The following is a 23,650-nucleotide window of genomic DNA, read 5'->3' as shown; positions in this document are numbered from 1 at the left end:
CCATGGGCATCAAGGCGCTTGGCTATGTGGTCATCGAGACGGCGCAGCCGCAACGGTGGGACCACTTTCTGACCCAACTGGCGGGCGTGATGCGTGCCCCCGATGCGGCCGACGGCGCGCAGCTTTACCGGATCGACCAGCGGCCTTTCCGCTTCCGGATCGAACCGGGCGCGCAGGACCGCTTCGTGGCCGCCGCCTATGAGGTGGACAGCGACGGGGCGCTCGATGCCCTGGCCAGCGCGATTGCCGCCGCCGGGCAGCCGGTCACCCCCGGTTCGGCCGTCGAAGCCGCGCTGCGCGGGGTCGGGCGGTTCTTCCGCACCAGCGATCCGGCCGGCAACGGGCTGGAATTCTATTATGGTAACAGCACGGCCGAGACGCCCTTCGTCTCGCCGCTGGGCATTTCCCATTTCATCACCGGCGAGATGGGCATGGGCCACGCGGTCTTTTCAGCGCCGAACTTCAACGAATGCGTCGCCTTCTACCGCGATGTCGTCGGCTTCCACGAAACCGACATGCCGCGCTTCTTCTTCGGCGGCGGCGGTCCGGACGATCCGGGCATGGGCTTTGCCTTCATGCACGCCGACAATGGCCGCCACCATTCGATCGCGCTGGGCGAAGGCCCGGTCCCGCCCTCGGGCTGCGTGCACCTGATGCTGGAGCTGCCCAGCCTGGTCGAGGTGGGCAAGGCCTATGACCGGATGAAGGCCATGGGCTATCCCGAAAGCGCCAGCCTCGGCCAGCACTACAACGACGAGACGGTCGGCTTCTATGTCCAGACCCCCGGCGGCTTCGACCTCGAGATCGGCTGCGACAGCCTGGTGATCGACCCGGCCAGTTGGGAAGTGACCCGCCACAAGGGGATCAGCATCTGGGGCCACGAATGGGCCTGGCAGAAGGCGATGAAGGAACAACAGGCGGCAGCGGAATGACCATGTTGGACAAACGCATGACCCCGGCGGAAATCGTCGGACAACTCAGCGACGGGATGACGCTGGGGATCGGCGGCTGGGGCCCGCGGCGCAAGCCGATGGCCTTGGTGCGCGAGATCCTGCGCTCTGACCTGAAGGACCTGACCGTGGTCGCCTATGGCGGCGCCGATGTCGGCATGCTCTGCGCGGCGGGCAAGGTCAGGAAGCTGGTCTTCGCCTTCGTTAGCCTCGATGCGATCCCGCTGGAGCCGTGGTTCCGCAAAAGCCGCGAGGCCGGGCAGATCCAGGTGCTGGAACTGGACGAGGGGATGTTCCAGTGGGGCCTCAAGGCCGCGGCCTTCGGACTGCCATTCCTGCCCACTCGCGTCGGCCTTGGCACGGACCTGGCCGAACTGGGCGGGCTCAAGACCGTGCAATCGCCCTATGCCGATGGCGAAACGCTGATCGCCATGCCGGCGCTGAAGCTCGATGCCGCGCTGCTCCACGTTAACCGCAGCGACTGGCGCGGCAATATCCAGGCCTTTGGCCCCGACGTCTATTACGACGAGTGGTTCGCCCGCGCCGCCGCGAAAACCTATGTCAGCTGCGAGGAACTGGTCGACCGGATGGAAGACCACTACCCCGGCGATGCCCAGGCCAATATCGTCGAGCGCGCCTTCATCAGCGGGGTCAGCCACATTCCCTGCGGCGCCCACCCCAGTTCGATGCCCCCGGCCTATGGCTGGGACATGAAGGCCTTCAAGGCCTATGCCGATGCCGCGAAGGACCCGGGTGACTGGGCCGCGGTGCGTGACCGTTTCGTCGGCGCGAGCGAGGAAGCCTACCTCGCCGGGTTCGGCGGCAAGGAGGCGGTGACGGCTCTGCCGTTGCCGATTTTCTGATGACCCAGGTAACTCTCGCAGAACTGTGCATCTTCGCCTGTTCGGAAGCCTTCCGGAACAATGGCGAGATCATTGCAACGGGCGTTGGCCCGGTGCCGCGCCTCGCCGCCGGCCTCGCCAAGCTGACTCATAGCCCCGAACTGATGATGACCGATGGCGAAGCCTATCTGGTCGAACAGCCGGTGCCGCTGGGCCCGCGCGGTTATGACGATCGCAAGGCGGCCGGCTACTTGCCCTTCAGCCGCTTCTTCGATGCCGCGGTCTGGACCGGGCGGCGGCACGCCATGGTCAGCCCCACCCAGATCGACCGCTTCGGCCAGATCAACCTGTCGCAGCTGGGCGGCACGCACCGCCAGCCCAAGACCCAGATGCTGGGCGTGCGCGGCTTTCCGGGGAACACGATCTACCACCCCAACAGCTTCTTCTTCCCCGGCCACACCACGCGCGTGTTCGTGGCGGGCGAGGTCGATATGGTGTCGGGCGTGGGCTACAATCCCGCCAAGCGCGTGCCCGGCGGCAACTATTCCGCCGTTGACCTGCGCACGATCGTCACCAACCTGTGCGTGATGGATTTTGGCGGGCCGGACCATGCGATCCGCGTGATCTCACTCCATCCCGGCGTGACCTTTGCCGAAGTGCAGGAAGCGACCGGCTTTGCCCTGATTGACGCGGTGGCCGGCGAAACCGCCCTGCCCGATGCCGAGGCGCTGGCGATCATCGCCAGCCTCGATCCGCACAACATCCGCGCCAGCGTGATCAAGGACAATCCCCCAGCCCGAAAGGCCGCAGCATGACCAAGGGACGCGAACTCGTCGAACCGCTGGACGCAACGCCAGAATACGAAACCGCCGAGCCGGTACGCTATGAAGTGATCGATGGCGTGGCCTGGATCACCATGAACCGGCCCGGCTTCAACAATGCCCAGAACGGGCAGATGACCTATGCGCTGGACGATGCCTTCAACCGCGCCGTCCAGGATGACAGCGTCGGCGCGATCGTGCTGGCGGGCGAAGGCAAGCACTTCTCCGCCGGGCACGATATCGGCACGCCAGGCCGCGATCTGCACCACGAATTCGACAAGCGGCTGATGATCGGTCCGCACACCAACAAGCCGGCCGCCGAACTGCTCTATACCCGCGAACAGGAACAGTACCTGGGCATGTGCCGCCGCTGGCGCGACATTCCCAAGCCGACCATCGCCATGGTTCAGGGCGCCTGTATCGCCGGCGGGCTGATGCTGGCCTGGGTCTGCGACCTGATCGTGGCCAGCGAGGATGCGTTCTTCCAGGATCCGGTCGTGCCGATGATGGGCATCCCGGGGGTGGAATACTTCGCCCACGCCTATGAACTGCCGCCGCGCGTGGCCAAGGAATTCCTGCTGCTGGGCGAACGGATGAGCGCCAGCCGCGCCTACAACTTCGGCATGGTCAACAAGGTGGTCCCGCGCGAGGAACTGCGCGAGGCGACCGCCGCCTGGGCCGCCAAGCTGGCTGGCGCCCCGCGCCTTGGCAACTGGCTGACCAAGCAGGCGGTCAACCATGTCGAGGAACTGCGCGGCAAGCGCAGCGCGATGGACGCGGTGTTCCACATGCACCACTTCGCCCACGCCCAGAACGACCTGGTCTATGGCAATTCGATTGCCGGGGTTTCGGGCAAGTCGGCGGCCGCCGCCAACAAGCAGCGCGGCGGCGAGGGCTGAACCTTGGCCGATCCGCTCGCCACGGCGCTGACTGACCGGCTCGGCTGCCGGCTGCCGGTGATCCAGACCGCGATGGGCTGGATCGCGACGCCGCAGCTGGTCGCCGCCACCAGCAATGCCGGGGCCTTCGGCTTCCTGGCCGGTGCCGTGATGAAGCCGGCCGAACTGGGCGAGGCGATTGCCCGGTTGAAGGACCTGACGCCGCACGGCTTCGGGGTGAACTTCCATTCGTTCCAGCCCGGCGCAGCCGAGATCGTGGAAATCATCCTCGCCAATGCGGACCGGGTGAAGGCCGTCAGCTTTGGCCGGGGTCCGGACGCGAAGATGATCGGCGCTTTCCGCGACAAGGGGATCCTTTGCATCCCCACTGTCGGCGCGGTGAAGCATGCCGAAAAGATGGTCCAGTTGGGCTGCGAGATGATCACTGTCCAGGGCGGCGAAGGTGGCGGGCATACCGGTTCGGTCCCCACCACCGTCCTGCTGCCGCAGGTGCTGAGCGCGGTCGATGTGCCGGTGGTCGCTGCCGGGGGCTTTGCCGACGGGCGCGGCCTCGCCGCCGCGCTGGCCTGGGGCGCCTGCGGGATCGCCATGGGCACCCGCTTCATGATGACTGCCGACAGCCCGGTGCCGGCCGCGCCCAAGGCCGCCTATGTCAAGGCCGGGACCGGCGACATCATCGTCTCCACCAAGGTCGATGGCATCCCGCAGCGGTTGATCCTCAACCCGCTGCTCCGCCGGATCGAGGGTTCGGGCCGGATGGCCATGTGGCTCCGCGCGATCGAGGCGGGGCTCGAAATGAAGCGCCAGACCGGCATGAGCTGGGGCCAGGTGCTGGGCACGGCGCGCAGCATGACCAGCCACGGCGAAATGCCACTGAGCGCGGCGATGATGGCTGCTGCCGCGCCGATCATGATCCAGCGCGCGGTCGTCTCGGGCGATGCCGAACACGGACTGATGGCCACCGGCATGGTCGCCGGGCGGCTGGCCGACCTGCCGAGCTGCGCCGACCTCCTCAAGACCATCGAAACCGAGGCGCGCGACCGGATCGCGGCGCTCTGCGCGAAGGACTGAACCGCCATGCCGATCACCACCACGATCCAGGATCGCATCGCCGAAATCGTTTTCGACGTGCCGCCGGTCAACGCCTTTGACAGCGAGACCTGGATGTCGCTCCCGGCGATCATTTCCGCCGCAGCCAGCAATCCCGAGGTCAACTGCGTGCTGATCCGCGCCGCCGAGGAATCGCGCGGTTTCTGCGGCGGGGTCGATATCAAGGAAATGCAGGCCCATCCCGAACGGATCACCGTGCTCAACCGCGGCAATTACCTGACCTTCAAGGCGATCCGCGATGCTGAGGTGCCGGTGATGGTGGCCGTGCACCGGTTCGTGATCGGCGGGGGGATCGGGATCTGCGGGGCGAGCGACACGATCATTGCCGCCGACGATGCCTTCTTCAGCCTGCCCGAAGTCGATCGCGGGGCGATGGGCGGGGCCAGCCACCTCTCGCGCATGCTGCCGCTGCACAAGGTGCGCGCCGCCTTCTTCACCGGCGGCAACATTCCGGTGGCGGAAGCATACCGGCTGGGCGCGGTCGAAAAGGTGGTGCCACGCGCCGATCTGGTGGCCGAAGCGCGCGCCTTCTGCGCGGTGGTCGCGGGCAAGAGCCGCAAGGCACTGGTGATCGCCAAGGAGGCGCTCAACGGGCTGGAGCCGCGCGATGTCGATCGCGGCTATCGCTGGGAACAGGGCTTCACGCTCGAAATGTACATGCACGAAGACAGCCAGAAGAGCCGCGATGCCTTCGTCGAAACGGGCAAGGCCGCGAAGTTCTGATGCATCTGGAATATACCCCCGAACAGCAGGCGTTCCGGGCCGAAGTGCGTGCCTGGATGGAAGCCCACGTGCCGAAGGAGCCGCTCGTCACGCTGGAATGCCGCGAAGGCTATGACCAGCACGTCGAATGGGAACGGACCCTGGCCAGCGGCAACTGGGGCATGGTCACCTGGCCTGAGGCATACGGCGGGCGCGGGCTGGACCTGATCCAGTGGCTGATCTTCGAGGAAGAGTATTTCCGCGCCGGTGGCCCCAACCGGGCCAACCAGAACGGGATCTTCCTGCTCGGCCCGACCATCATGGAATTCGGCACCGAGGAACAGAAGGCCCGCTTCCTGCCGCCGATGGCGCGAGGCGAGGTGATCTGGGCCCAGGCCTGGTCCGAACCCGGAGCGGGCAGCGACATGGCGGCGATCCAGTCGAAAGCGGTGCGGGACGGCGATCATTACGTGATCACCGGGCAGAAGACCTGGTCCAGCCGCGCCGCCTTTGCCGACTGGGGCTTTGGCATCTTCCGCACCGATCCCGACAGCAAGCGGCACAAGGGGCTGACCTTCATCCTGTTCGACCTGAACAGCCCCGGCATCACCCGCCGCCCGATCCGGCAGCTGCATGGCGATACCGGCTTTGCCGAACTGTTCTTCGACGAAGTGCGGGTGCCTGTCGAGAACTGCCTGGCGGGCGAAGGCGAAGGCTGGAACGTGGCCATGGCCACCGCCGGGTTCGAACGCGGGCTGATGCTGCGCTCGCCCGGCCGGTTCCAGGCGACCGCCAAGCGCCTCGTCGAGCTCTACCGCGCGCATGAGGCCGAAGCCTCGCCCGCCGCGCGCGAGGCAGTGGTCCAGGCCTGGATGCAGGCCCAGGCCTATGCCTGGAACACCTATGCCGTTGCCGCCAAGATCATGGCCGGGGGCAAGATCGGGGCCGAAGCGAGCCTGAACAAGATTTTCTGGTCGGAACTGGACCGCGCGATGCACCGCACCGCCATGCAGATCCTGGGCGCCCATGCCGAGCTCAAGCGGTTCGGCAACGGGCAGATCAACCAGTGGCTCGAAGGCTATATCTTCTCGCTCTCGGGCCCGATTTATGCCGGATCGAACGAGGTGCAGCGCAACATCATCGCCGAGCGCCTGCTGGGCCTTCCGCGGGCGGGAGCAGGCTGATGGACTTCCGCTTCACCGATGACCAGCTGACCCTGGCCGAATCTGTCCGCGATTACCTGGCCGGCACCCATGGCCCGGAAGTGCTGCGCCGCCTCGACAGCGAGGGCAATCGCGACCCTGCGATCTGGCAGGGCCTGGTCGACATGGGGCTGACCGGCCTGCTGGTACCCGAAGAACATAGCGGCCTCGGCCTGGGCCTGGTCGAAGCCGCGCTGATCGCCACCGAATGCGGCCGGGCCTGCCTGGCCGAACCGCTGGTCGACACCGCTTTCGTCGCCGTGCCCTGGCTGGTGCGGCGGGGCGAGGTGGCAGAGCTTGGCGCCATTGCCGCCGGGACCCGCAAGGTCGCCCTGCCCCACGTGCTCAACCCCTGGGTGGCCGATGGCGCGGACGAGTTCCCCGGCCAGCCGCTCCAGAGCGTCGATCCCTTGCGCAACCTGGTGATGTTCCCGGCCAGCGGCAGCGCCGACCCGCACCTGCTTGACCTCGGCGCGCTGATGAGCGCCGCGCAGCTCGTCGGCCTGGCCGAAGCGATGCTCCACCAGGCGACCGAATATGCCAAGGTCCGCACCCAGTTCGGCCAGCCGGTCGGCGCCTTCCAGGGCCTCAAGCACCAGCTGGCGAGCTGCGCGGTGGCGGTGGAGTTCGCCAAGCCCGCCTTGTGGTACGCCGCAGGTACGCTTGAGTGCATGTCGAGTAACACTTCGGTGCATGTCAGCCACGCCAAGGTGATGGCGACCGACGCCGCGATCCAGACCGCCGAGACCGCGATCCAGGTCCACGGGGCGATGGGCTATACCTACGAGGTCGACCTGCACTTCTGGATGAAGCGCGCCTGGGCGCTGGCCGGTTCCTGGGGCGACCGCGCCTGCCACCTCAAACGGATCGACCAGGCCGTGATCGGAGGCACCCTGCCGATCGGCCCCGAACACACTTTTGCGTGAGAAAACACATGGCTGAAGCCTATATCATCGACGCAGTCCGCACCCCCATCGGGCGCAAGAAGGGCAGCCTGGCCCACCTCCACCCGGCCGACCTTGGCGCTCACCCGATCAAGGCGCTGGTCGAACGCACCGGGATCGACGCCAATGCCGTCGACGACGTGGTCTGGGGCTGCTGCGACACGATCGGCCCCCAGGCGGGCGACATTGGCCGCACTGTCTGGCTGGTCGCCGGCCTGCCGCTCCACGTGCCCGGCACCACCATCGACCGCCAGTGCGGATCAAGCCAGCAAGCCGTTCATTTTGCGGCCCAGGGCGTGATGAGCGGAACCCAGGACCTGGTCGTCGCGGGCGGCAGCCAGGCGATGAACGCGATCCCGATTTCTGCGGCGATGTATGCCGGCCAGCCCTATGGCTTCGACAATCCCTTCAACACCAGCAAGGGCTGGGTCGAGCGGTTCGGCGACGGCCTGCTCAACCAGATCAACTCGGCCGAGATGATCGCCCGGAAGTGGCAGATCAGCCGCGAAGAGATGGAAGCATTCGCCCTCGCCAGCCACCAGCGCGCCCACGCCGCCAGCGAAGGCGGCCTGTTCAAGGGCGAAATCGCCCCGCTCGAAGGGCTGGAAGCCGACGAGACGATCCGCCCCGGCACCACGCTGGAAGGCCTCGTCAGCCTCAAGACCGTGCAGGAAGGCGGGGTCATAACCGCCGGGGTTGCCAGCCAGAACTGCGATGGCGCCGCCGCGCTGCTGATCGCCAGCGAGCAGGCGGTCAAGGACCACGGCCTCAAGCCGCGCGCCCGCATCCACCACATCTCCGTCCGCGCCGATGATCCCGTCTGGATGCTGACCGCGCCGATCCCGGCGACGCAGCACGCGCTGAAGAAGGCCGGGATGACCGTGGCCGACATCGACCTGTTCGAATGCAACGAGGCCTTCGCCTCGGTCCCGCTGGCCTGGATGAAGGAGCTCGGCATTCCGCACGAGAAGGTCAACGTGCGCGGCGGGGCCATCGCGCTCGGCCATCCGCTGGGCGGCACCGGCGCGCGGCTGATGACCACGCTGCTCAACGCGCTGGAGGCCACCGGCGGTCGCTATGGCCTGCAAACCATGTGCGAAGGCGGCGGCCAGGCCAACGTCACGATTATCGAGAGGCTGTAATGGGTATCTGCGAAGGACGCACCGTCATCATCACCGGCGCCGCCCGCGGCCTGGGCCGGGCCTATGCCCTGGCCTTTGGCGCGGAAGGGGCCAACGTGGTGGTCAACGACATCGGCACCTCGCTGCACGGCGAAGGGCGCGACACCTCTGCCGCCGATGCCGTGGTGGAGGAAATCCGCGCCGCCGGAGGCCAGGCGATTGCCAATTACGAGGACATCACCGACTGGGACGCGGCCAAGCGGATCGTCGATGCCGCGCTGGAAGCCTTCGGTGACCTCCACGTGGTGGTCAACAATGCCGGGATCGTGCGCGACCGGATGTTCGTTTCTGCGACGCTGGAGGAATGGGACGCGACCATGCACGTCCACCTGCGCGGGCATTTCTGCCTGTCGCGCCATGCGGTGAACTACTGGCGCGAAAAGCAGAAAGGCGGGGCCAATCCCGATGCCCGGATCATCAACACCTCGTCCGGTGCAGGGCTGCAGGGCTCGATCGCCCAGGCCGCCTATTCGACCGCCAAAGGCGGGATCGCCGCGCTGACGCTGGTCCAGGCGGCAGAGCTGGGCCGCTATGGCATCACGGCCAATGCCCTGGCCCCGTCGGCGCGGACCCGGATGACCGAGCAGGCCTTTGCCGACAAGATGGCGACCGAAGGCCAGGCCTTCGACGTGATGGACCCGGCGAATATCGCCCCCACCGTGGTCTGGCTGGGGAGCGCCGAAAGCGCGGACGTGACCGGCTGCGTCTTCGAACTCGAAGGCGGCAAGATCATGCTGGAGGATGGCTGGCGCGAAGGTCCGGTGGTGGACAAGGGCGCGCAGTGGGCAACGGCCGAAGTGGGCCCGGTGGTCGAGCGGCTGCTGGCGGAACGGATGCCGCCGCGCAAGGTCTGGGGGACTGCGTAATGGAATTCGTCTTCACCGAAGAACAGGCGATGATCGGCGAGACGGCGCGCGCCTTCTTTGCCGAAAATGCAACCAGCGAACGCACTCGCAAGGCCATGGCCGCAGACGGGATCGACCGTGATCTGTGGACCGCCTTCTGCCAGGAACTGGGGCTGTCCGGCATCGGCATTCCGGAAAGCGCGGGCGGTGCGGGGCTGGGCCTCGTCGAGCTGGCGATCATCGCCGAAGCGGCAGGCGCTCAGGTGGCTGCGCTGCCGATGCTGGGTTCGCTGGTGCTGTCCGCCCAGGCGATTGCCGCCGGGGGCAGCGCCGAACAGCAGGCGGCACGTCTGCCCGGATTGCTTTCGGGTGAGGTCGTCGCCGGTTACGTCCACGATGCGGGCATCACGGCGGATGGCGCCGGCCTGAGCGGCAGCGCGGGCTTTGTCGCCCATGGCGGCTCGGCGCAGCTGTTCGTCGTGACCAGCAACACCGGCGCCTGGCTGGTTCCGGCCGATGGACCGGGCGTGACGGTCACGCCGCTGACTAGCATGGACCAGACCCGGCCCTATGCCCGCGTCACCCTGGCTGACGCGCCGGGTGAGCCGCTGGCCGATCCCGCCGCCGCGATTGCCGCCGCGCACCGCGCCGGGTTCGTCGCGGTGGCTGCCGAGGCGCTGGGCGGGGCCCAGGCCGCGCTTGACCGCACGGTGGCCTATGCCCGCGAGCGCGTCCAGTTCGGGCGGCCGATCGGCTCGTTCCAGGCCTACAAGCACCGCCTGGCCGACCTGATGATCGAGATCGAGCAGGCCCGCTCGGCCGTCTATTGGGCGGCCTGCGCGGTGGACGAGGGTTCGGACGAGGCCGCGCTGGCGGTCCATGCCGCGAAGAGCTTTGCCGCCGACACTTTCTTCCTCTGTGCCGGGAACATGATCCAGCTGCATGGCGGGATCGGCTTTACGTGGGAACACGATGCCCACCTCTCTTTCAAGCGCGCCCGCGCGATCCAGTCGATGCTGGGCAACGGCGAATGGCACCGCGAACAGGTGGCCACGATGATCCTGGGAGAGGCGGCATGAAACTCGGATTTTCCGCAGCGGACGAAGCCTTCCGCCAGGAATGCGCCGATTGGCTGAACGCTGAGATGGCCGGCGAGTTCCGGGACATCAAGGGTATCACCAAGCTGACCGCCAGCCCCGAACGCCGCAAGGAATGGGAACAGCGGCTGGGTGAGGCCAAGTGGGGCTGCATCGGCTGGCCTGTCGAATGGGGCGGGCGCAATGCCACGCTCGCACAGCAGGTGATCTTTGCCGAGGAATATGCCCGCGCGGGCGTGCCGGGCCGGGTCAACCACATCGGTGTCGAACTGGCCGGGCCAACCCTGCTGGCCTTCGGCACCGAGGAACAGAAGCAGCGCTTCCTGCCCGGCATCGCGGCCGGCAAGACGATCTTCTGCCAGGGCTTTTCCGAACCTGGCGCGGGATCGGACCTGGCCTCGGTCCGCACCAAGGGGCGGCTAGAAAACGGCGAGTGGGTGGTCAACGGCCAGAAGATCTGGACCAGCCTGGCGCACATTTCCGACTGGATCTTCGTCGTCACCCGCACCGAGGAAGGATCGAAAGGCCCCAAGGGGCTTACGTTCCTGATGATGGAAATCGACCAGCCGGGGATCGAGATCCGGGGGATCAAGCAGATCAATGGCGATGCCGAATTCAACGAGACCTTCTTCACCGACGCGCGCTGCCCGGCCGACAGCCTGATCGGCGCGGTGGGCGATGGCTGGAAGATCGCGATGGGCCTGCTGGCCTTCGAACGCGGGGTCTCCACGCTGGGCCAGCAGATGGCCTTCCGCAACGAGCTGGACGAGCTGATCGCCGCAGCGAAGGCCAACGGCGCGGCAAACAACCCGCTGATCCGCCAGCGCTTGGCCAAGGCCGAAATCGGCCTTCGGCTGATGCGGTACGGCGCGCTGCGAATGCTGTCGAACACCGACCATTCGAAGATCGACGGGGCGGCACTGACCTACAAGATCCAGTGGGCAACCTGGCGCCGCAATCTGGGCGAACTGGCGATGGACGTGCTGGGCCAGGCCGGCGAAGTGGCCGAGGGCAGCGAGTACGAGTGGGATACCCTCCCCAACCTGTTCCTCTACAGCCGCGCCGACACGATCTATGGCGGGACCAACCAGATTCAGCGCAACCTGATCGCCGAGCGCGGCCTGGGCCTGCCGCGCGAACCGCGGGGTGACGTGTAATGGCGGCCCCCGTCCCGACCTATCCGCCCCCGCGCGGGCTGCTGACCGGCAAGACCGTGGTCGTCACCGCCGCAGCCGGCACCGGCATCGGCTTTTCCGCCGCCAAGCGCGCAGTGGAAGAAGGCGCGACCGTCCTGATGAGCGATTTCCACGAGCGGCGGCTGGGTGAAGCGGCCGACCGGATCGCTGCCGAATGCGGGCAACGCCCCGCCACCTTCGTCTGTGACGTGACCAGCCAGGACCAGGTCGATGCGCTCCACGCCGCGGCCCTGGCTGAGCTGGGCCATGTCGACGTGCTGATCAACAACGCAGGTCTTGGCGGCGAGGTCGACGTGGTCGACATGACCGACGAGCAGTGGTTCCGCGTGCTCGACGTGACGCTCAACTCGGTCTTCCGGATGAGCCGCGCCTTCCTGCCCGCGATGTATGCCCGCCAGTCCGGCGTGATCGTCAACAATGCCTCGGTCCTGGGCTGGCGCGCGCAGAAGGGACAGGCGCACTATGCCGCGGCCAAGGCCGGGGTCATGGCCTTCACCCGCTGCTCGGCGGTCGAAGCGGCCGAACATGGCGTGCGGATCAATGCCGTGGCGCCCTCGATCGCGATGCATGCCTTCCTCGCCAAGGTCACCACCGACGAGCTGCTGGCCGAACTGTCGAGCCGCGAAGCCTTCGGCCGCCCGGCGGAAGTCTGGGAAGTCGCCAACGTGATGATCTTCCTCGCCTCCGACCTGTCCTCCTACATGACCGGCGAAGTCGTCTCGGTCTCCAGCCAGCGGGCCTGACCATGGCGAAGATCTACCAATCCCCGCGCGACCTGATCGGCCAGGAAGGCACGCAGCTTGGCCCGACCGACTGGCTGGCGATCGAGCAGGACCGGGTGAACGGCTTTGCCGAGGTCACTGGCGACCACCAGTGGATCCACGTCGATGTCGAACGCGCCAAGGCCGGGCCGTTCGGTGGCACGATCGCCCACGGCTACCTGACGATGAGCCTGGTCAACTTCTTCCTGCCCGACCTGATCGAGGTGCGCGGGTTCAGCCATGCCGTGAACGTCGGGGCCGACCGCCTGCGGTTCCTCAGCCCGGTGAAGATCGGCAGTCGCATTCGCGGAGTGGGCGAGATCGTCTTGGTCGAGGAGGTCAAGGGCGCGATCCAGTCGGTCGTGCGCGTCACGGTCGAGATCGAGGGCAGCGACAAGCCGGCCTGCGTGGTCGACACGATCAGCCGCTATTTCCCGGAGTAATTGCCATGCCAACGCCCGAACAGATGGAAGCCGCCGTCCACACCTATGTCGAGGCCTTCGCCAAGGGCGATCCGGCAATGGCAGCCGGGATCTTTGCCGACGATGCGGTGATCGAGGATCCGATCGGGACCGAGCTCAAGGTCGGCAAGGCGGCAATCCTTGAGTTCTACGTCCAGTCGATGGCAACCGGCGCGACCCTGCACCTGCAAGGCCCGGTCCGCGTCGCCACCGCCCATGCCGCCTTCGCCATGCAGGTGCGGCTGCATTGGGACGGGAAGGACATGGCCATCGACGTGATCGATACCTTCGCTTTCGACGAGGCGGGCAAGGTCACGGAAATGAAGGCTTATTTCGGCCCCGGCAACATGATCGCGAAATGACCGCGCTGCCGCTGACCATTCCCCACGCTGCCGAAGCCGCCGCGCGGCGCTGGCCCGATGCAGTGGCGCTGATCGAAGGCGCACAGACGCGCACCTTCGCCCAGCTGTGGCAGGAATGCCGGGCGGCCGCCTCGGCCCTGCTGGAACGCGGCGTGAAGGACGGGGACCGGATTGCGATCTGGGCGCCGAACTGCCGCGAATGGGTGGTCGCGGCGGTCGCGGCCCAGGCCTGCGGCGCGGCGATCGTCCCGCTCAACACCCGCCTCAAGGGGCGCGAGGCCGGCGATATCCTGCGCCGCACCCATGCGCGGATGCTGTTCACCGTGGCCGGCTTCCTGGGGATCGACTATCCGGCGCTGCTGGCGGCGGAGGACCTGCCCGACCTGGCGGAAACCGTGCTGCTCGATCGCGATTTCGCGGCCTTCGTCGCCAGCGGCAAGGGCGCGGCCGATCCCCGGATCGACGCCAGCCTCGCCACGCTCACACCCGATCACGTCTCGGACATCATGTTCACCAGCGGCACGACCGGCGTGCCCAAGGGCGTGCTGATGACCCACGGCCGGATCCTGCCGCAGGTTGGCGTGTGGATCGGCAATACCGGCCTCGCGCAAGGCGAGCGCTACCTGATCGCCAATCCCTTTTTCCATTCGTTCGGGATGAAGGTCGGCTGGGTTGCCTGCCTGCTGGCCGGAGCGGTCATGGTGCCGATGCCCCAGTTCGACGTGGCCGAGGCGATCCGCCTGATCGAGCAGGAACGCATCGCCTTCCTGCCCGGCCCGCCGACGATCTTCCAGATGCTGCTGGCCGAGCGCGACCAACGCCCGTTCGACTGCTCGTCGCTGCGCGGCGGAACGACCGGCGCCGCCACCGTGCCCCCGGTGCTGATCGAGCGGATCCGCAGCGAGCTGGGGATGAAGGACATCATCACCGCCTATGGCATGACCGAATGCGTTAACATCACCTCGTGCCGGCCCGGCGATCCGGTTGAGCTGATCGCCCAGACCTGCGGCGCGGCCATTCCCGGCAACGAGGTGATCATCGCCGGGGAGAACGGTGAGGAACTGCCGCGCGGCGAAACCGGCGAGATCCTGGTACGCGGCACCGGGGTGATGCTGGGCTACCTCGACGATCCGGCCGCGACGGCCGAGGCAATCGATGCGGCTGGCTGGCTCCATACCGGCGATGTCGGCACGATGGACGCCAATAGCTATGTCCGGATCACCGACCGCAAGAAGGACATGTTCATTTCCGGCGGGTTCAACGTCTACCCGGCCGAGGTCGAGAAGATCCTCTCCGCCCATCCGGCAGTCGGCATGGTTGCCGTGGTCGGCGCGCCGGACGAGCGGATGGGCGAGATTGGCGTGGCCTTCATCGTACCGCGCAGCGGCGCACCGCTCGACGAAGCGGAAGTCCTGGCCTGGTGCCGGGCAAACATGGCCAATTACAAGGTGCCGCGCCGCATCGTCGCGGTTGCCGACCTGCCCCGCAATGCCTCGGGCAAGGTGCTGAAGATCGAACTGAAGGCCTGACTGGCGGCGCGCGCCGGTTCAGCGCGCCAGCCCGTTGGTGAAGATCTGGCACTGAGTATCGGCGATCTGGGCCGGGCTAAGCGGATAGTCATCGGGCAGCCACTTGTGCAGCCAGAGGAAGGCCCCGGCCGAAACATGGGCCACGGTCTGGGCATCGCATTGCCGGCAGCTGCCATCGGCGATCCCTTCCCGGACCATGTCGGTACAGCGCTCCCAGATCTCGCGCGATTGCGCGATGAAGCGCAGCCGATGGGACTCGGGGACCGAGAGCAGACCGGGTTGCAGCACCAAGGGCGGTGATGCCCCACCCTGGGCCTGCGAATTGAGATGCAGGACCGTCATCGACCGCTCGAACCCTGTACTGCCGTGCTCGCGCGCGACATCGACGAACAGGGAATAGAGTTCGAAGGCCCGCTCATAGCAGCGGGTGATCAGGTCCATCTTGTCATCGAAGTAGTGATAGACCGCGCCCTTGGTGGCACCGACACTGGCGCTGATATCATCGAGCGAGGCCCCATCGATGCCGCGCCGGTTGAACATGCGGGAAGCCGCATCGATCAGTTGGGCCATCTTTTCCTGGGTGGCCTGGACCCGGTCGAAGGCGTTGAACGGACGCGCCACCAGGCTACCGACCTCAATCCGGCAAGTGAAATCCTTGCCACTGGTCGCTGCCAGGCCGTGGAGGAACAGGTCGAGGATCGCCTGGGTGACCCGCCGGCGCAGCGGCTTGCCATCCTTCTGTCCCAGCCAGCCGACCGACAGCAGGGTCCAGTTGATCATGCCGAGCAGCATCTGTGCGGCAATCTCGGTATGGGCGGGCTTCAGCCGCCCCTCGCGCACGCCATCCTCGATCAGGTTCTGCAGGGCTTCGACATTGCGGCGGCTCAATTCGAAGATGGTGCTGCGCTGGGGTTCGGGCAGGAAATCCGGATCATAGAGCGCAGCCAGCTCGGGCTGGTCGAAATCGAGCATCCGCTCGACATAGATGCCGATGCGCCCGATCGCGTCCTCGCCCTCTTCATAGGCGATCGCCAGGTTCTCGGTCGTCGCCTCGCAGGCGCGCAGGTAACACTGGAAGGCGATATCCGCCCGGTCGGTGACGTAATAGTACAGCGCATTGCGCGACAGCCCGGCCGCTTCCGCGATTTCGCTCAGGTTGATCGCCCCGGCACCGCGCGCGTTCATCTGGCGCGCCGCTTCCTCAAGCAGCCGCTGCCGCTTGATCGCCCGTTTCGCCTGGGGTGGCGCGGTCCGCTTGTGCACCTTCTGATCGGCCATCGGCACAATCTAGCGGCACCGCGCGGGAATGCCAGATTCTTATCATCGTGGCGTGAAAACATACTCAAATGTCGAATTCGACTTGCCAAGCGCCATTTTCTGTGGCGTCTGTTCACATACGCAAGTGTCGAAAAATGACCGCGTAGCGATTGGGAGGATTCGCATGAAGCCGCTGAACACCAGAACGATCCAGGTTCGTGCCGCCCTGCTGGCGGCTGCCGCCACGGTCCTGGCCACCGCCCCGGCACACGCTCAGCAGGCGGCCGCGGACGAGGCGCCCGAGGGCGAGATCATCGTCACCGCGCAGAAGCGGGCGCAAAGCTCGCTCGATGTCGGGATCACCCTGTCGGTAGCCGGTGAGGAAGTGCTGGCGGCCAAGCGGGTCGAGGCCGTGACCGACCTGGTCAGCTTCACCCCCAACGTATCGGTCAAGGACAACGTGCCGGGCCTGGTGCCGGTCATCACGATCCGCGGGGTCGGGCTCAACGATTTCAGCGCCACCAACAATCCCAGCGCCGGGGTCTATGTCGATGAGGTTTCGCTCAGCTCGCTGGCGCTGATGAACTTCGACTTTTTCGACCTGGCCCGGCTCGAGGTGCTGAAGGGGCCGCAGGGCACGCTTTACGGGCGCACGGCCACGGCTGGCGCACTCAACATCGTGACGGCGCGGCCCAGTCTGGCCGGCGTGGAAGGCCGGATCGGCGGTTCCTGGGGCAATTACCAGGCCAAGGACATCGAAGGGATGATCAACCTGCCGGTCAGCGAAACCCTTGCGCTGCGGCTGGCGGCCAAGGGCATCTTCCAGGACAAGGGGCACTATTTCAACCAGCGGCTGGGCCGGGACATCGGTCGCCGCGAGGTTTACCTGGGCCGCGTCCAGGCGCTCTGGGAACCGTCCGAGCGGGTCGAAGTGCTGCTGAAGGTCGAAGGTCAGAGCAGCCGCTCGGAACTGGGTTCGGGTGAGTTCTTCGGCGCCTTCCCCACCCCCGCCCTGCCCGCCGGTGCGGCTTGTCCCGGCGCACCGCAATGCTCGGACTTCTTTGGCTACTTCGACAACGACGGTGATCCGTTCCGCGGCAACTGGTCGGTCAGCCCGGACTACAACCTCGATCAGCTGGGCCTGACTGCGCGGATCCAGGCCGATCTCGGCTTTGCCACGCTCACTTCGGTAACCGGCTATATCAAGTTCGACCGGCAGTGGTCGGCCGATACCGATGCCGGCCCGCTGCCACAGCTCGATTTCGTCACTGATGACCGGGTTAAGCAGTTCTCGCAGGAAGTGCGGCTGTCGGGCGAGAGTGACCTGGTCAACTGGCTGGTCGGCGGCTTCTATTCCAGCGACCATGTCGAAACGTCATACTCGGGAGATCTGACGGCGCTGTTCAACACCACGTCCTTCACCTCTTCCGACCAGCGTTCGAAATCGCGTGCGGTCTTTGCCAATGGCGAATGGCGGCTGGCCGATGCGCTGACGCTGGTCACGGGCCTGCGCTATACCTCGGAAAGCCGTACCAATGTGGGCGGGACGACCGACCTGGTCTCGCGCCCGCCGGCCAGTTTCCTGACCATGGCGCCGTTCGGTTCGCCCCCGATCCCGATCGCAGTCAGCAATGCCCGGATCAGCGATACCAACTGGTCATGGAAACTGGGGCTGAACTGGAAGCCCAGCCCGCAGATGCTGGTCTATGCCTCGGCCACGCAGGGCATTAAGAGCGGTGGCTTCTTTGCCGGGGTGGCGACCAGTTCGGGGCAGCTGCTGCCCTATCGTCCGGAGAAGCTGATCGCCTATGAACTGGGGATCAAGGGCCGCGCCCCGGCGCTGGGCCTCGGCTATTCGTTGAGCGGCTTCTATTACGATTACAACGATGTGCAGACCTTCATCCGCGATGTCGTTGGCAGCTTGCCGATCCAGCGGCTTGGCAACGTCAAGACGGCCAAGGTCTATGGCCTCGATGCCGATTTCGTGCTGTCGCCCGCCGCCCTCGAAGGCCTGACGCTCAACGCCGGGCTGGGCCTGCTCCATACCGAGATCGGCAGCTTCGCTTCGTCGAGCGGGGTAGTGCCGGCCGGCAACCAGCTGCCCGATGCCCCGGAATTCAGCCTGAACCTGGGTGCATCCTATGAGTTCGCGCTATCCGGTTCGGTGTCGGCCAAGTTGGCGGTGGATGGCCGCTATCAGTCGAGCGCCTTCAAGGATGCGCTCAATGATCCGGTGGTGGCGGTCGAAGCCTATTGGGTGTGGAACGCTCGCGCCTCGATCCTGCGCAAGGGCGATTGGGACCTCTCGATCTGGGGCAAGAACCTGGGCAACAAGCGCTATGTCACGCAAGGGGTGAACCAGACCGTGCTGGGGGTTGGCTTCAGGGTCTATGGTGCGCCCCGGACCTATGGTGTCAGCATCAGCAAGTCGTTCTGAACAGGGAGAGCACAGCCATGACGACCATCTCGGGCACGCTCGCCCCCGGCTTTGAACGGGTAGCCGATGCCTTTGCCGCGAACTTTGCCGAACGGGGCGATGTCGGCGCGGCCGTGGCCGTGACAGTCGATGGCGAGGTCGTCGTCGATCTGCACGGCGGGATCGCTGATCCGGACAGCGGACGGGCCTGGACCGGGGATACCCTGGTCAATGTCTGGTCGACCACCAAGGGCGTGACGGCAGTCTGCTTTGCCATGCTGGCCGATCGCGGCGGGATCGATCTTGATGCCCCGGTCGCTCGCTACTGGCCGGAATTCGCCGCGGCCGGCAAGCAGGACGTGACCGTAGCCATGCTGCTGTCCCACCAGGCGGGGCTGTGCGGATTTCGCGATCCGGCGCGGATGGAAGACTTCTACGATGCGGAGGCTGCCGCCAGCCGGCTGGCGGCGGCCGAGCCGTTCTGGGTGCCCGGCACCCAATCGGGCTATCACGCCATCACCATCGGCTTCCTGGCAACGGCGCTGTTCCGCCGGGTCGAAGGCCGCAGCATCCGCGATTTTTTGCGCGATGAACTGGGCCACCTCGATATCCATATCGGCCTGCCGACCGCGCGCGCGGCAGGGGCGGCAACCATGATCGTCCCACCGGAACTGAGCTCCTCCAATCTTGCGGGCGAGTTTACCCCGGCCCAGGCCGCGGCGCTGGCCAACCCGCTGATCGATCCGCTGGCCCCCAATGACCCGGCCTGGCGCGCGGCGGAGATCCCCTCGGCCAACGGCTTTGCCACGGCGCGGGGTCTTGCCCGACTCTATGGCGCGCTGGCGCACGATGGCCGGTTGGACGGGCAGCGGCTGGTCGCGCCGGACGTCATCGCACGGGCCACGGCCGAGCAGATCAGCGGCCTCGATGCCGTGCTGAGCGTCGAGGCCAGCTGGGGCTGCGGGTTCCTGCGCAACAGCAACGGGGTCTATGGCCCGAACAGCGCAGCCTTTGGCCATTCCGGCTGGGGCGGTTCCTTTGCCTTTGCCGATCCGGACAGCGGCATCGGCATGGCCTATACCATGAACCGCATGGGCACCGACCTGATGGGCGATCCGCGCAACATGGCCCTGATCGAGGCAGTCTACGCCTCGCTGTAAGAGCTGGCCCGGCCTTGGTCACTGACGACCGGGCTGGGCCGGAACCCTCAGGCCGGGCGGCGGGCGTACCAGCCGAAACCGGCGATCACCGCATAACAGGCCGCCGGCAAGATGAAGGCGATGGCGAGGCTGCCGGTGGCATCGGCGATCACGCCGGTCAGCAGCGGGATCACCGCCCCGCCGAAGATCGCGACATTGATGATCCCCGAACCGTCCGCTGCGCGCGGGCCCAGCTTTTCGCAAGCCAGGGTGAAGATCGTCGGGAACATGATCGCGTTCATCAGGCCGATCGCCAGCAGGCTATAGCCCGAAACGGCACCGGTGGTCTGAGTGGACAGCGCGATCAGCGCTATCGCTCCCACGGCGACGCAGGCCAGCACCTTGCCCGGGCTCACTACCCGCAGCACGCCCGAGCCGATGAACCGGCCGACCATGGCCCCGCCCCAGTAATAGGCGATCAGCTTGCCCGCAGCCTGCTCTTCCAGCCCCATGACGTGGCTCTGCATCAGGTAATTGACGATCAGCGAGCCGATCGCGACTTCCGCCCCCACATAGAGGAAGATGCAAAGCGCGCCGAAGCCGAAGCGGGTGCGCTTGAGCAGATCGAGCCCGGCTAGGCCTGAGCTTTCCTCATGCTTTTCGCCCTTCAGCGCATTGCGGAACAGCCAGACCACGCCCGCCACCACGGCCAGCGCGGCGGCGATGCCCAGATAGCCGTGGACGATGGCCTGGGTTTCAGCCGTACGATAGGCATCGAGTTCCACACCCGAAAGCTGGTCAGCCGTAACGGTTGCCAGGCTGCCCAGGATCAGGATCGAGCCGAAATAGGGGAACACCGTGGTCCCCACCGAGTTGAAGGCTTGCGCAAAGGTGAGCCGGCTGTGCACCGTCGCGGGCTTGCCGAGCAGCGAGATCAGCGGGTTGGAAACGACCTGGACAATCACCACGCCGCTGGCCAGCACGAACAGCGCGAACAGGAACAGGCCATAGGTCGCGGTCTGGCTGGCCGGGATGAACAGCAGGCAGCCCGCCATCATCGTCACCAGTCCCGCCACGGCCCCGCGCATGTAGCCGATCTTCTTGACCAGCCGCGCACCGGGAATGCCGATCACCAGGTAGGCGGTGAAGAAGCAGAACTGCACCAGCATCGCCTGGGTATAGCTGAGCGTGAACAGCTCCTTCAGCTTGGGGATGATCACATCGTTAAGCGAGGTGATCCCGCCGAAGATGAAGAACAGCCCCATGACGAACAGCTGCAACTGCGGCGCGTCGATGTACTCGCCCTGCGCTTCGGCAGGCGTATTCCCGGTCGTGACAGCCATCTTGTTCCTCTCCCCAGATCTTGTCGTGCGATGCTAGCAAGCCGCGCGGCCATGGGGAGCCGCAAAGGCCAAGGTATTCGTATTCACAGGCCCGGTCAGCGCGCCGCCGGGCAAGCCTCGTCGCCCTTGCCATCGGCAATCCGCGCCGAGCGGATCGTGGCGGTGAACCCGGCCGTGGCATCGATCCGCAGCGGACCGCCAACGCTGGCGAGGTTGCCCCCGGCCGCGGCAAAGCAGCGTAGCGGGATCCGCAGCTCGCCCGCCTTGCCCAGCGGAGCCGCGCCGACCGATCCGGCGATGTCCAGCGTGCCGCCGCCCAGCGCCAGGCGGACCGGTGCCCCGGTGCGGGCATCGATCCGCCAGTCGAGCAGCAGCACGGCCCCCGCCTCGGCCCGCTTGGCGAGGTCGACGGGCGGCCCTTCGACCGAAAACTTGCCCGGCCCGGTCCAGGTGAACTGTCGGGCGTCTTCCTGTGCGGAGAGGTCCACCGCACGCACGCCCACCACACCATCGCTGGCCAGGTACCACGGCGCGGGCACTACCCCGCGGCGGAAGAAGGTGGCGGAATTGTCGAACGCGGCCAGATCGATCCGGGGATCGGCATTGACCGGGCCCAGCCGCGCACGATGGCGATAGGTCAGGCCATAGCCGGTGCGGAACAACGGCGAAGCGATCGGCGCGCGGGCATCGGCCGGCCATGCGAAGGGCAGGCGGCCGGTGAAATCGCGCAGCGGTTTACCATCGCGGCGCGCCACCAGCACATCGGCCACGCCATTGCCCTGGGTGCCGGGCAGCCAGGCCGCGACAAAGGCATCGGCCTGGTTCATCAGCTTGCCGGTGAACATCGGTCGGCCCGAGAGGAACACCAGCACCACCTTGGTCCCCTGGGCACGCAGCCGCGCGATCAGCGCTTCCTCGCCATGCTGGGGGGTAAAGGCCAGGTGCGGCACATCGCCCTGGAATTCGGCATAGGGCGGCTCGCCCGTCACCACGATGGCTACGTCGGCGCGCTGAACACTGTCGCCCTTGGGCGAAACAATCGCCTGCCCGCCGGCATCCTTGACCGCAGCGGCAATCGCCGCGCCGATGGTCTGCCCGTTGGGGAAATCGGCGGCGGTGGTATCGGTGCCCTGCCACGAGATGGTCCAGCCGCCGGATTGCATCGCCATGCTATCGGCACCCGGCCCGGCCACCAGCACCTTGGCGCCCGGGCGGATCGGCAGGACATGGCCATCGTTCTTGAGCAGGACCAGCGACTTGGCCACCGCCTCGCGTGCCAGAGCCAGGTGCGCCGGAGCGCCAACCAGTGCGGGATCGCCGCGCATCACCTCGGTCGGCCCCATCAGGCCGAGCTTGAACTTGACCCGCAGCACCCGGCGCACAGCATCGTCGAGCCGGGCCTGGGTAATCCGCCCGGCGCGGACATCGGCCACGGTCGTATCGAACAGGCCCTTCCAGCTGTCCGGCGCCATGTAGAGATCCAGCCCGGCGTTAAGCGAGGCCGGACAGTCGGTGGCAGAACAGCCAGCCACCTGGCCATGCCCGTTCCAGTCCCCCACCACGAGGCCGCCAAAGCCCATCCGGTGCTTCAGCACGTCGGTCAGCAGGCTGACATTGCCGTGGTGCTTCACCCCGTTCCAGCTCGAGAAGCTGGCCATCACGGTCAGCGCGCCGGCATCGATCGCCGCCGGATAGCCAGCGGCATGGCCGGCCACCAGATCACGCTCGGACAGGCGGGCATCGCCCTGGTCGCGGCCGTCCACCGTGCCGCCATCGGCCAGGAAGTGCTTTGCCGTGGCCGCCACCTGGACCGGGCCGAGCACCTTGCCCGGCGCCAGCTCGCCCTGCAGGCCCAGCGTCATGGCCCGGCCATAGGCCGCAACCAGCGCCGGATCGGCGGCATAGCCTTCATAGCTGCGGCCCCAGCGCACATCGTGCGGGACGGCCAGCGTGGGGGCAAAGGTCCATTCGATCCCGCTGCCGGCAATCTCGGCGGCGGTGGCCACCCCGATCCGGCGGATCAGGCCCACATCGCGCGCCGCGCCAAGGCCGATGTTGTGCGGAAAGATCGTGGCGCCCGGCAGGTTCGAATGACCATGCACCGCATCGACCCCGAACAGGATCGGAATTCCTGCCCCGGCCTGCTTCGAGGCGGCGCGGTATTCACCCACCATCTTGGCCCAGGTCGCGGCATCGGCGCGCTCATTGCCATAGGGGCCGGAATTGCCCCCGGCCAGGATCGAGCCGAGCGGGTACTTGGCGAGGTCCGCCGGAGTGACCGAACTGATATCGCCCTGGATTACCTGGCCTACCTTCTGCTCCACGGTCATCCTGGCCAGCAGCGCGGAAATCGCGTTTTCGGTGGCAAGGTCGGTGATCGCGGCCGGGCTGCGCGCGGCGGGCCAGTTGGCGGGGTTGGCCTGGGCTGTGGCACCGGGCGCCGGATCGGCCTGCACCGCAGGCGCTGCCAACCCGGCCATGACCAGCGCCAGCAGCGGAATGGATTTCCTGAAAGGCATTACTTCCCCAACCATATTTCTTATGTGAACGTTCTCATTTAATCGCAGCGAGGACGGGGAAAGTCAAGCCACCG

21 protein-coding genes are annotated in these 23,650 nt (G+C 66.8%); 18 read left to right on the top strand and 3 right to left on the bottom strand.

Translation table 11 applies throughout. The features are described from left to right. Positions 1 to 2 precede the first annotated feature (2 nt). From O9281_RS07865 to O9281_RS07790, 16 genes are read left to right on the top strand one after another with little or no spacing between them, the layout of a single operon-like run. The gene (locus O9281_RS07865) at positions 3 to 932 is read left to right on the top strand and encodes a VOC family protein (RefSeq protein WP_298184374.1); all 930 of its coding nucleotides are present in this window, start codon (positions 3 to 5) and stop codon (positions 930 to 932) included. After that, positions 929 to 1,813 carry a CoA transferase subunit A gene (locus tag O9281_RS07860; protein ID WP_298184372.1) on the top strand — a complete coding sequence of 295 codons (885 nt, stop codon included), beginning with the start codon at positions 929 to 931 and terminating at the stop codon, positions 1,811 to 1,813. Before O9281_RS07865 ends, O9281_RS07860 begins: the two co-directional genes overlap by 4 nt. After that, positions 1,813 to 2,607, top strand: a complete 795-nt coding sequence (locus tag O9281_RS07855; RefSeq protein ID WP_298184370.1) for a ketoacid CoA transferase — start codon at positions 1,813 to 1,815, stop codon at positions 2,605 to 2,607. The genes O9281_RS07860 and O9281_RS07855 overlap by 1 nt, the downstream gene beginning before the upstream one ends. After that, a complete protein-coding gene (locus tag O9281_RS07850) occupies positions 2,604 to 3,512 on the top strand; it encodes an enoyl-CoA hydratase (protein WP_298184368.1) in 909 nt (302 codons plus the stop codon). The genes O9281_RS07855 and O9281_RS07850 overlap by 4 nt, the downstream gene beginning before the upstream one ends. Positions 3,513 to 3,515: 3 nt before the next feature. Beyond that, positions 3,516 to 4,583, top strand: coding sequence for a nitronate monooxygenase (locus O9281_RS07845; RefSeq protein ID WP_298184367.1), 1,068 nt, complete (start codon positions 3,516 to 3,518; stop codon positions 4,581 to 4,583). 6 nt (positions 4,584 to 4,589) lie between these two features. Further along, positions 4,590 to 5,345, top strand: coding sequence for an enoyl-CoA hydratase family protein (locus O9281_RS07840; RefSeq protein WP_298184365.1), 756 nt, complete (start codon positions 4,590 to 4,592; stop codon positions 5,343 to 5,345). After that, the gene (locus tag O9281_RS07835; protein WP_298184362.1) at positions 5,345 to 6,508 is read left to right on the top strand and encodes an acyl-CoA dehydrogenase family protein; all 1,164 of its coding nucleotides are present in this window, start codon (positions 5,345 to 5,347) and stop codon (positions 6,506 to 6,508) included. Before O9281_RS07840 ends, O9281_RS07835 begins: the two co-directional genes overlap by 1 nt. Beyond that, complete coding sequence (locus O9281_RS07830; protein WP_298184360.1) at positions 6,508 to 7,452, top strand: acyl-CoA dehydrogenase family protein; 945 nt, start codon at positions 6,508 to 6,510, stop codon at positions 7,450 to 7,452. The genes O9281_RS07835 and O9281_RS07830 overlap by 1 nt, the downstream gene beginning before the upstream one ends. 8 nt (positions 7,453 to 7,460) lie before the next feature. After that, complete coding sequence (locus tag O9281_RS07825) at positions 7,461 to 8,612, top strand: acetyl-CoA C-acetyltransferase (RefSeq protein WP_298184358.1); 1,152 nt, start codon at positions 7,461 to 7,463, stop codon at positions 8,610 to 8,612. Next, on the top strand, positions 8,612 to 9,517 hold the full coding sequence (locus O9281_RS07820) for an SDR family oxidoreductase (protein ID WP_298184356.1): 906 nt from the start codon (positions 8,612 to 8,614) through the stop codon (positions 9,515 to 9,517). The genes O9281_RS07825 and O9281_RS07820 overlap by 1 nt, the downstream gene beginning before the upstream one ends. Beyond that, entirely contained in the window at positions 9,517 to 10,575 is a 1,059-nt protein-coding gene (locus tag O9281_RS07815) for an acyl-CoA dehydrogenase family protein (RefSeq protein WP_298184354.1), read from the top strand. Before O9281_RS07820 ends, O9281_RS07815 begins: the two co-directional genes overlap by 1 nt. Further along, the gene (locus O9281_RS07810) at positions 10,572 to 11,750 is read left to right on the top strand and encodes an acyl-CoA dehydrogenase family protein (RefSeq protein ID WP_298184352.1); all 1,179 of its coding nucleotides are present in this window, start codon (positions 10,572 to 10,574) and stop codon (positions 11,748 to 11,750) included. The genes O9281_RS07815 and O9281_RS07810 overlap by 4 nt, the downstream gene beginning before the upstream one ends. Further along, complete coding sequence (locus O9281_RS07805; protein ID WP_298184350.1) at positions 11,750 to 12,532, top strand: SDR family oxidoreductase; 783 nt, start codon at positions 11,750 to 11,752, stop codon at positions 12,530 to 12,532. Before O9281_RS07810 ends, O9281_RS07805 begins: the two co-directional genes overlap by 1 nt. A gap of 2 nt (positions 12,533 to 12,534) precedes the next feature. Continuing rightward, positions 12,535 to 12,993, top strand: a complete 459-nt coding sequence (locus O9281_RS07800; RefSeq protein ID WP_298184349.1) for a MaoC family dehydratase — start codon at positions 12,535 to 12,537, stop codon at positions 12,991 to 12,993. 5 nt (positions 12,994 to 12,998) lie between these two features. After that, on the top strand, positions 12,999 to 13,373 hold the full coding sequence (locus O9281_RS07795; RefSeq protein WP_298184347.1) for a nuclear transport factor 2 family protein: 375 nt from the start codon (positions 12,999 to 13,001) through the stop codon (positions 13,371 to 13,373). Continuing rightward, on the top strand, positions 13,370 to 14,902 hold the full coding sequence (locus O9281_RS07790; RefSeq protein ID WP_298184345.1) for a FadD3 family acyl-CoA ligase: 1,533 nt from the start codon (positions 13,370 to 13,372) through the stop codon (positions 14,900 to 14,902). Before O9281_RS07795 ends, O9281_RS07790 begins: the two co-directional genes overlap by 4 nt. Before the next feature lie 18 nt (positions 14,903 to 14,920). On the opposite strand, the gene O9281_RS07785 is transcribed toward O9281_RS07790, so the two are convergent. After that, positions 14,921 to 16,180 carry a TetR/AcrR family transcriptional regulator gene (locus O9281_RS07785; protein WP_298184343.1) on the bottom strand — a complete coding sequence of 420 codons (1,260 nt, stop codon included), beginning with the start codon at positions 16,178 to 16,180 and terminating at the stop codon, positions 14,921 to 14,923. Between the two features lie 163 nt (positions 16,181 to 16,343). Between O9281_RS07785 and O9281_RS07780 the strand changes: the two genes are divergently transcribed. Together O9281_RS07780 and O9281_RS07775 are read left to right on the top strand one after the other, a co-directional pair. Further along, positions 16,344 to 18,596, top strand: coding sequence for a TonB-dependent receptor (locus O9281_RS07780; RefSeq protein WP_298184341.1), 2,253 nt, complete (start codon positions 16,344 to 16,346; stop codon positions 18,594 to 18,596). 17 nt (positions 18,597 to 18,613) lie between these two features. Next, positions 18,614 to 19,735 carry a serine hydrolase domain-containing protein gene (locus tag O9281_RS07775; protein WP_298184339.1) on the top strand — a complete coding sequence of 374 codons (1,122 nt, stop codon included), beginning with the start codon at positions 18,614 to 18,616 and terminating at the stop codon, positions 19,733 to 19,735. A 47-nt stretch (positions 19,736 to 19,782) separates the two neighbouring features. Here the strand turns inward: O9281_RS07775 and O9281_RS07770 are convergent, their stop codons facing one another. Together O9281_RS07770 and O9281_RS07765 are read right to left on the bottom strand one after the other, a co-directional pair. Continuing rightward, complete coding sequence (locus tag O9281_RS07770; RefSeq protein ID WP_298184337.1) at positions 19,783 to 21,057, bottom strand: sugar MFS transporter; 1,275 nt, start codon at positions 21,055 to 21,057, stop codon at positions 19,783 to 19,785. Between the two features lie 95 nt (positions 21,058 to 21,152). Beyond that, positions 21,153 to 23,576 (bottom strand): glycoside hydrolase family 3 protein, encoded by a 2,424-nt coding sequence (locus tag O9281_RS07765; RefSeq protein ID WP_298184336.1) that lies wholly within the window; start codon positions 23,574 to 23,576, stop codon positions 21,153 to 21,155. Positions 23,577 to 23,650 lie beyond the last annotated feature (74 nt).

It is taken from the genome of Novosphingobium sp., assembly GCF_027531025.1.
In the GTDB taxonomy this organism is placed as follows: Bacteria; Pseudomonadota; Alphaproteobacteria; order Sphingomonadales; family Sphingomonadaceae; genus Novosphingobium.
This window is presented reverse-complemented; position numbering and strand designations above follow the sequence as displayed.

Bases quoted from the DNA above. Each gene is read 5' to 3' on its own strand.
- O9281_RS07865 (WP_298184374.1), top strand. From the start codon at position 3: ATGGGCATCAAGGCGCTTGGCTATGTGGTCATCGAGACGGCGCAGCCG.
- O9281_RS07860 (WP_298184372.1), top strand. From the start codon at position 929: ATGACCATGTTGGACAAACGCATGACCCCGGCGGAAATCGTCGGACAA.
- O9281_RS07855 (WP_298184370.1), top strand. From the start codon at position 1,813: ATGACCCAGGTAACTCTCGCAGAACTGTGCATCTTCGCCTGTTCGGAA.
- O9281_RS07850 (WP_298184368.1), top strand. From the start codon at position 2,604: ATGACCAAGGGACGCGAACTCGTCGAACCGCTGGACGCAACGCCAGAA.
- O9281_RS07840 (WP_298184365.1), top strand. From the start codon at position 4,590: ATGCCGATCACCACCACGATCCAGGATCGCATCGCCGAAATCGTTTTC.
- O9281_RS07835 (WP_298184362.1), top strand. From the start codon at position 5,345: ATGCATCTGGAATATACCCCCGAACAGCAGGCGTTCCGGGCCGAAGTG.
- O9281_RS07830 (WP_298184360.1), top strand. From the start codon at position 6,508: ATGGACTTCCGCTTCACCGATGACCAGCTGACCCTGGCCGAATCTGTC.
- O9281_RS07825 (WP_298184358.1), top strand. From the start codon at position 7,461: ATGGCTGAAGCCTATATCATCGACGCAGTCCGCACCCCCATCGGGCGC.
- O9281_RS07820 (WP_298184356.1), top strand. From the start codon at position 8,612: ATGGGTATCTGCGAAGGACGCACCGTCATCATCACCGGCGCCGCCCGC.
- O9281_RS07815 (WP_298184354.1), top strand. From the start codon at position 9,517: ATGGAATTCGTCTTCACCGAAGAACAGGCGATGATCGGCGAGACGGCG.
- O9281_RS07810 (WP_298184352.1), top strand. From the start codon at position 10,572: ATGAAACTCGGATTTTCCGCAGCGGACGAAGCCTTCCGCCAGGAATGC.
- O9281_RS07805 (WP_298184350.1), top strand. From the start codon at position 11,750: ATGGCGGCCCCCGTCCCGACCTATCCGCCCCCGCGCGGGCTGCTGACC.
- O9281_RS07800 (WP_298184349.1), top strand. From the start codon at position 12,535: ATGGCGAAGATCTACCAATCCCCGCGCGACCTGATCGGCCAGGAAGGC.
- O9281_RS07795 (WP_298184347.1), top strand. From the start codon at position 12,999: ATGCCAACGCCCGAACAGATGGAAGCCGCCGTCCACACCTATGTCGAG.
- O9281_RS07790 (WP_298184345.1), top strand. From the start codon at position 13,370: ATGACCGCGCTGCCGCTGACCATTCCCCACGCTGCCGAAGCCGCCGCG.
- O9281_RS07785 (WP_298184343.1), bottom strand. From the start codon at position 16,180: ATGGCCGATCAGAAGGTGCACAAGCGGACCGCGCCACCCCAGGCGAAA.
- O9281_RS07780 (WP_298184341.1), top strand. From the start codon at position 16,344: ATGAAGCCGCTGAACACCAGAACGATCCAGGTTCGTGCCGCCCTGCTG.
- O9281_RS07775 (WP_298184339.1), top strand. From the start codon at position 18,614: ATGACGACCATCTCGGGCACGCTCGCCCCCGGCTTTGAACGGGTAGCC.
- O9281_RS07770 (WP_298184337.1), bottom strand. From the start codon at position 21,057: ATGGCTGTCACGACCGGGAATACGCCTGCCGAAGCGCAGGGCGAGTAC.
- O9281_RS07765 (WP_298184336.1), bottom strand. From the start codon at position 23,576: ATGCCTTTCAGGAAATCCATTCCGCTGCTGGCGCTGGTCATGGCCGGG.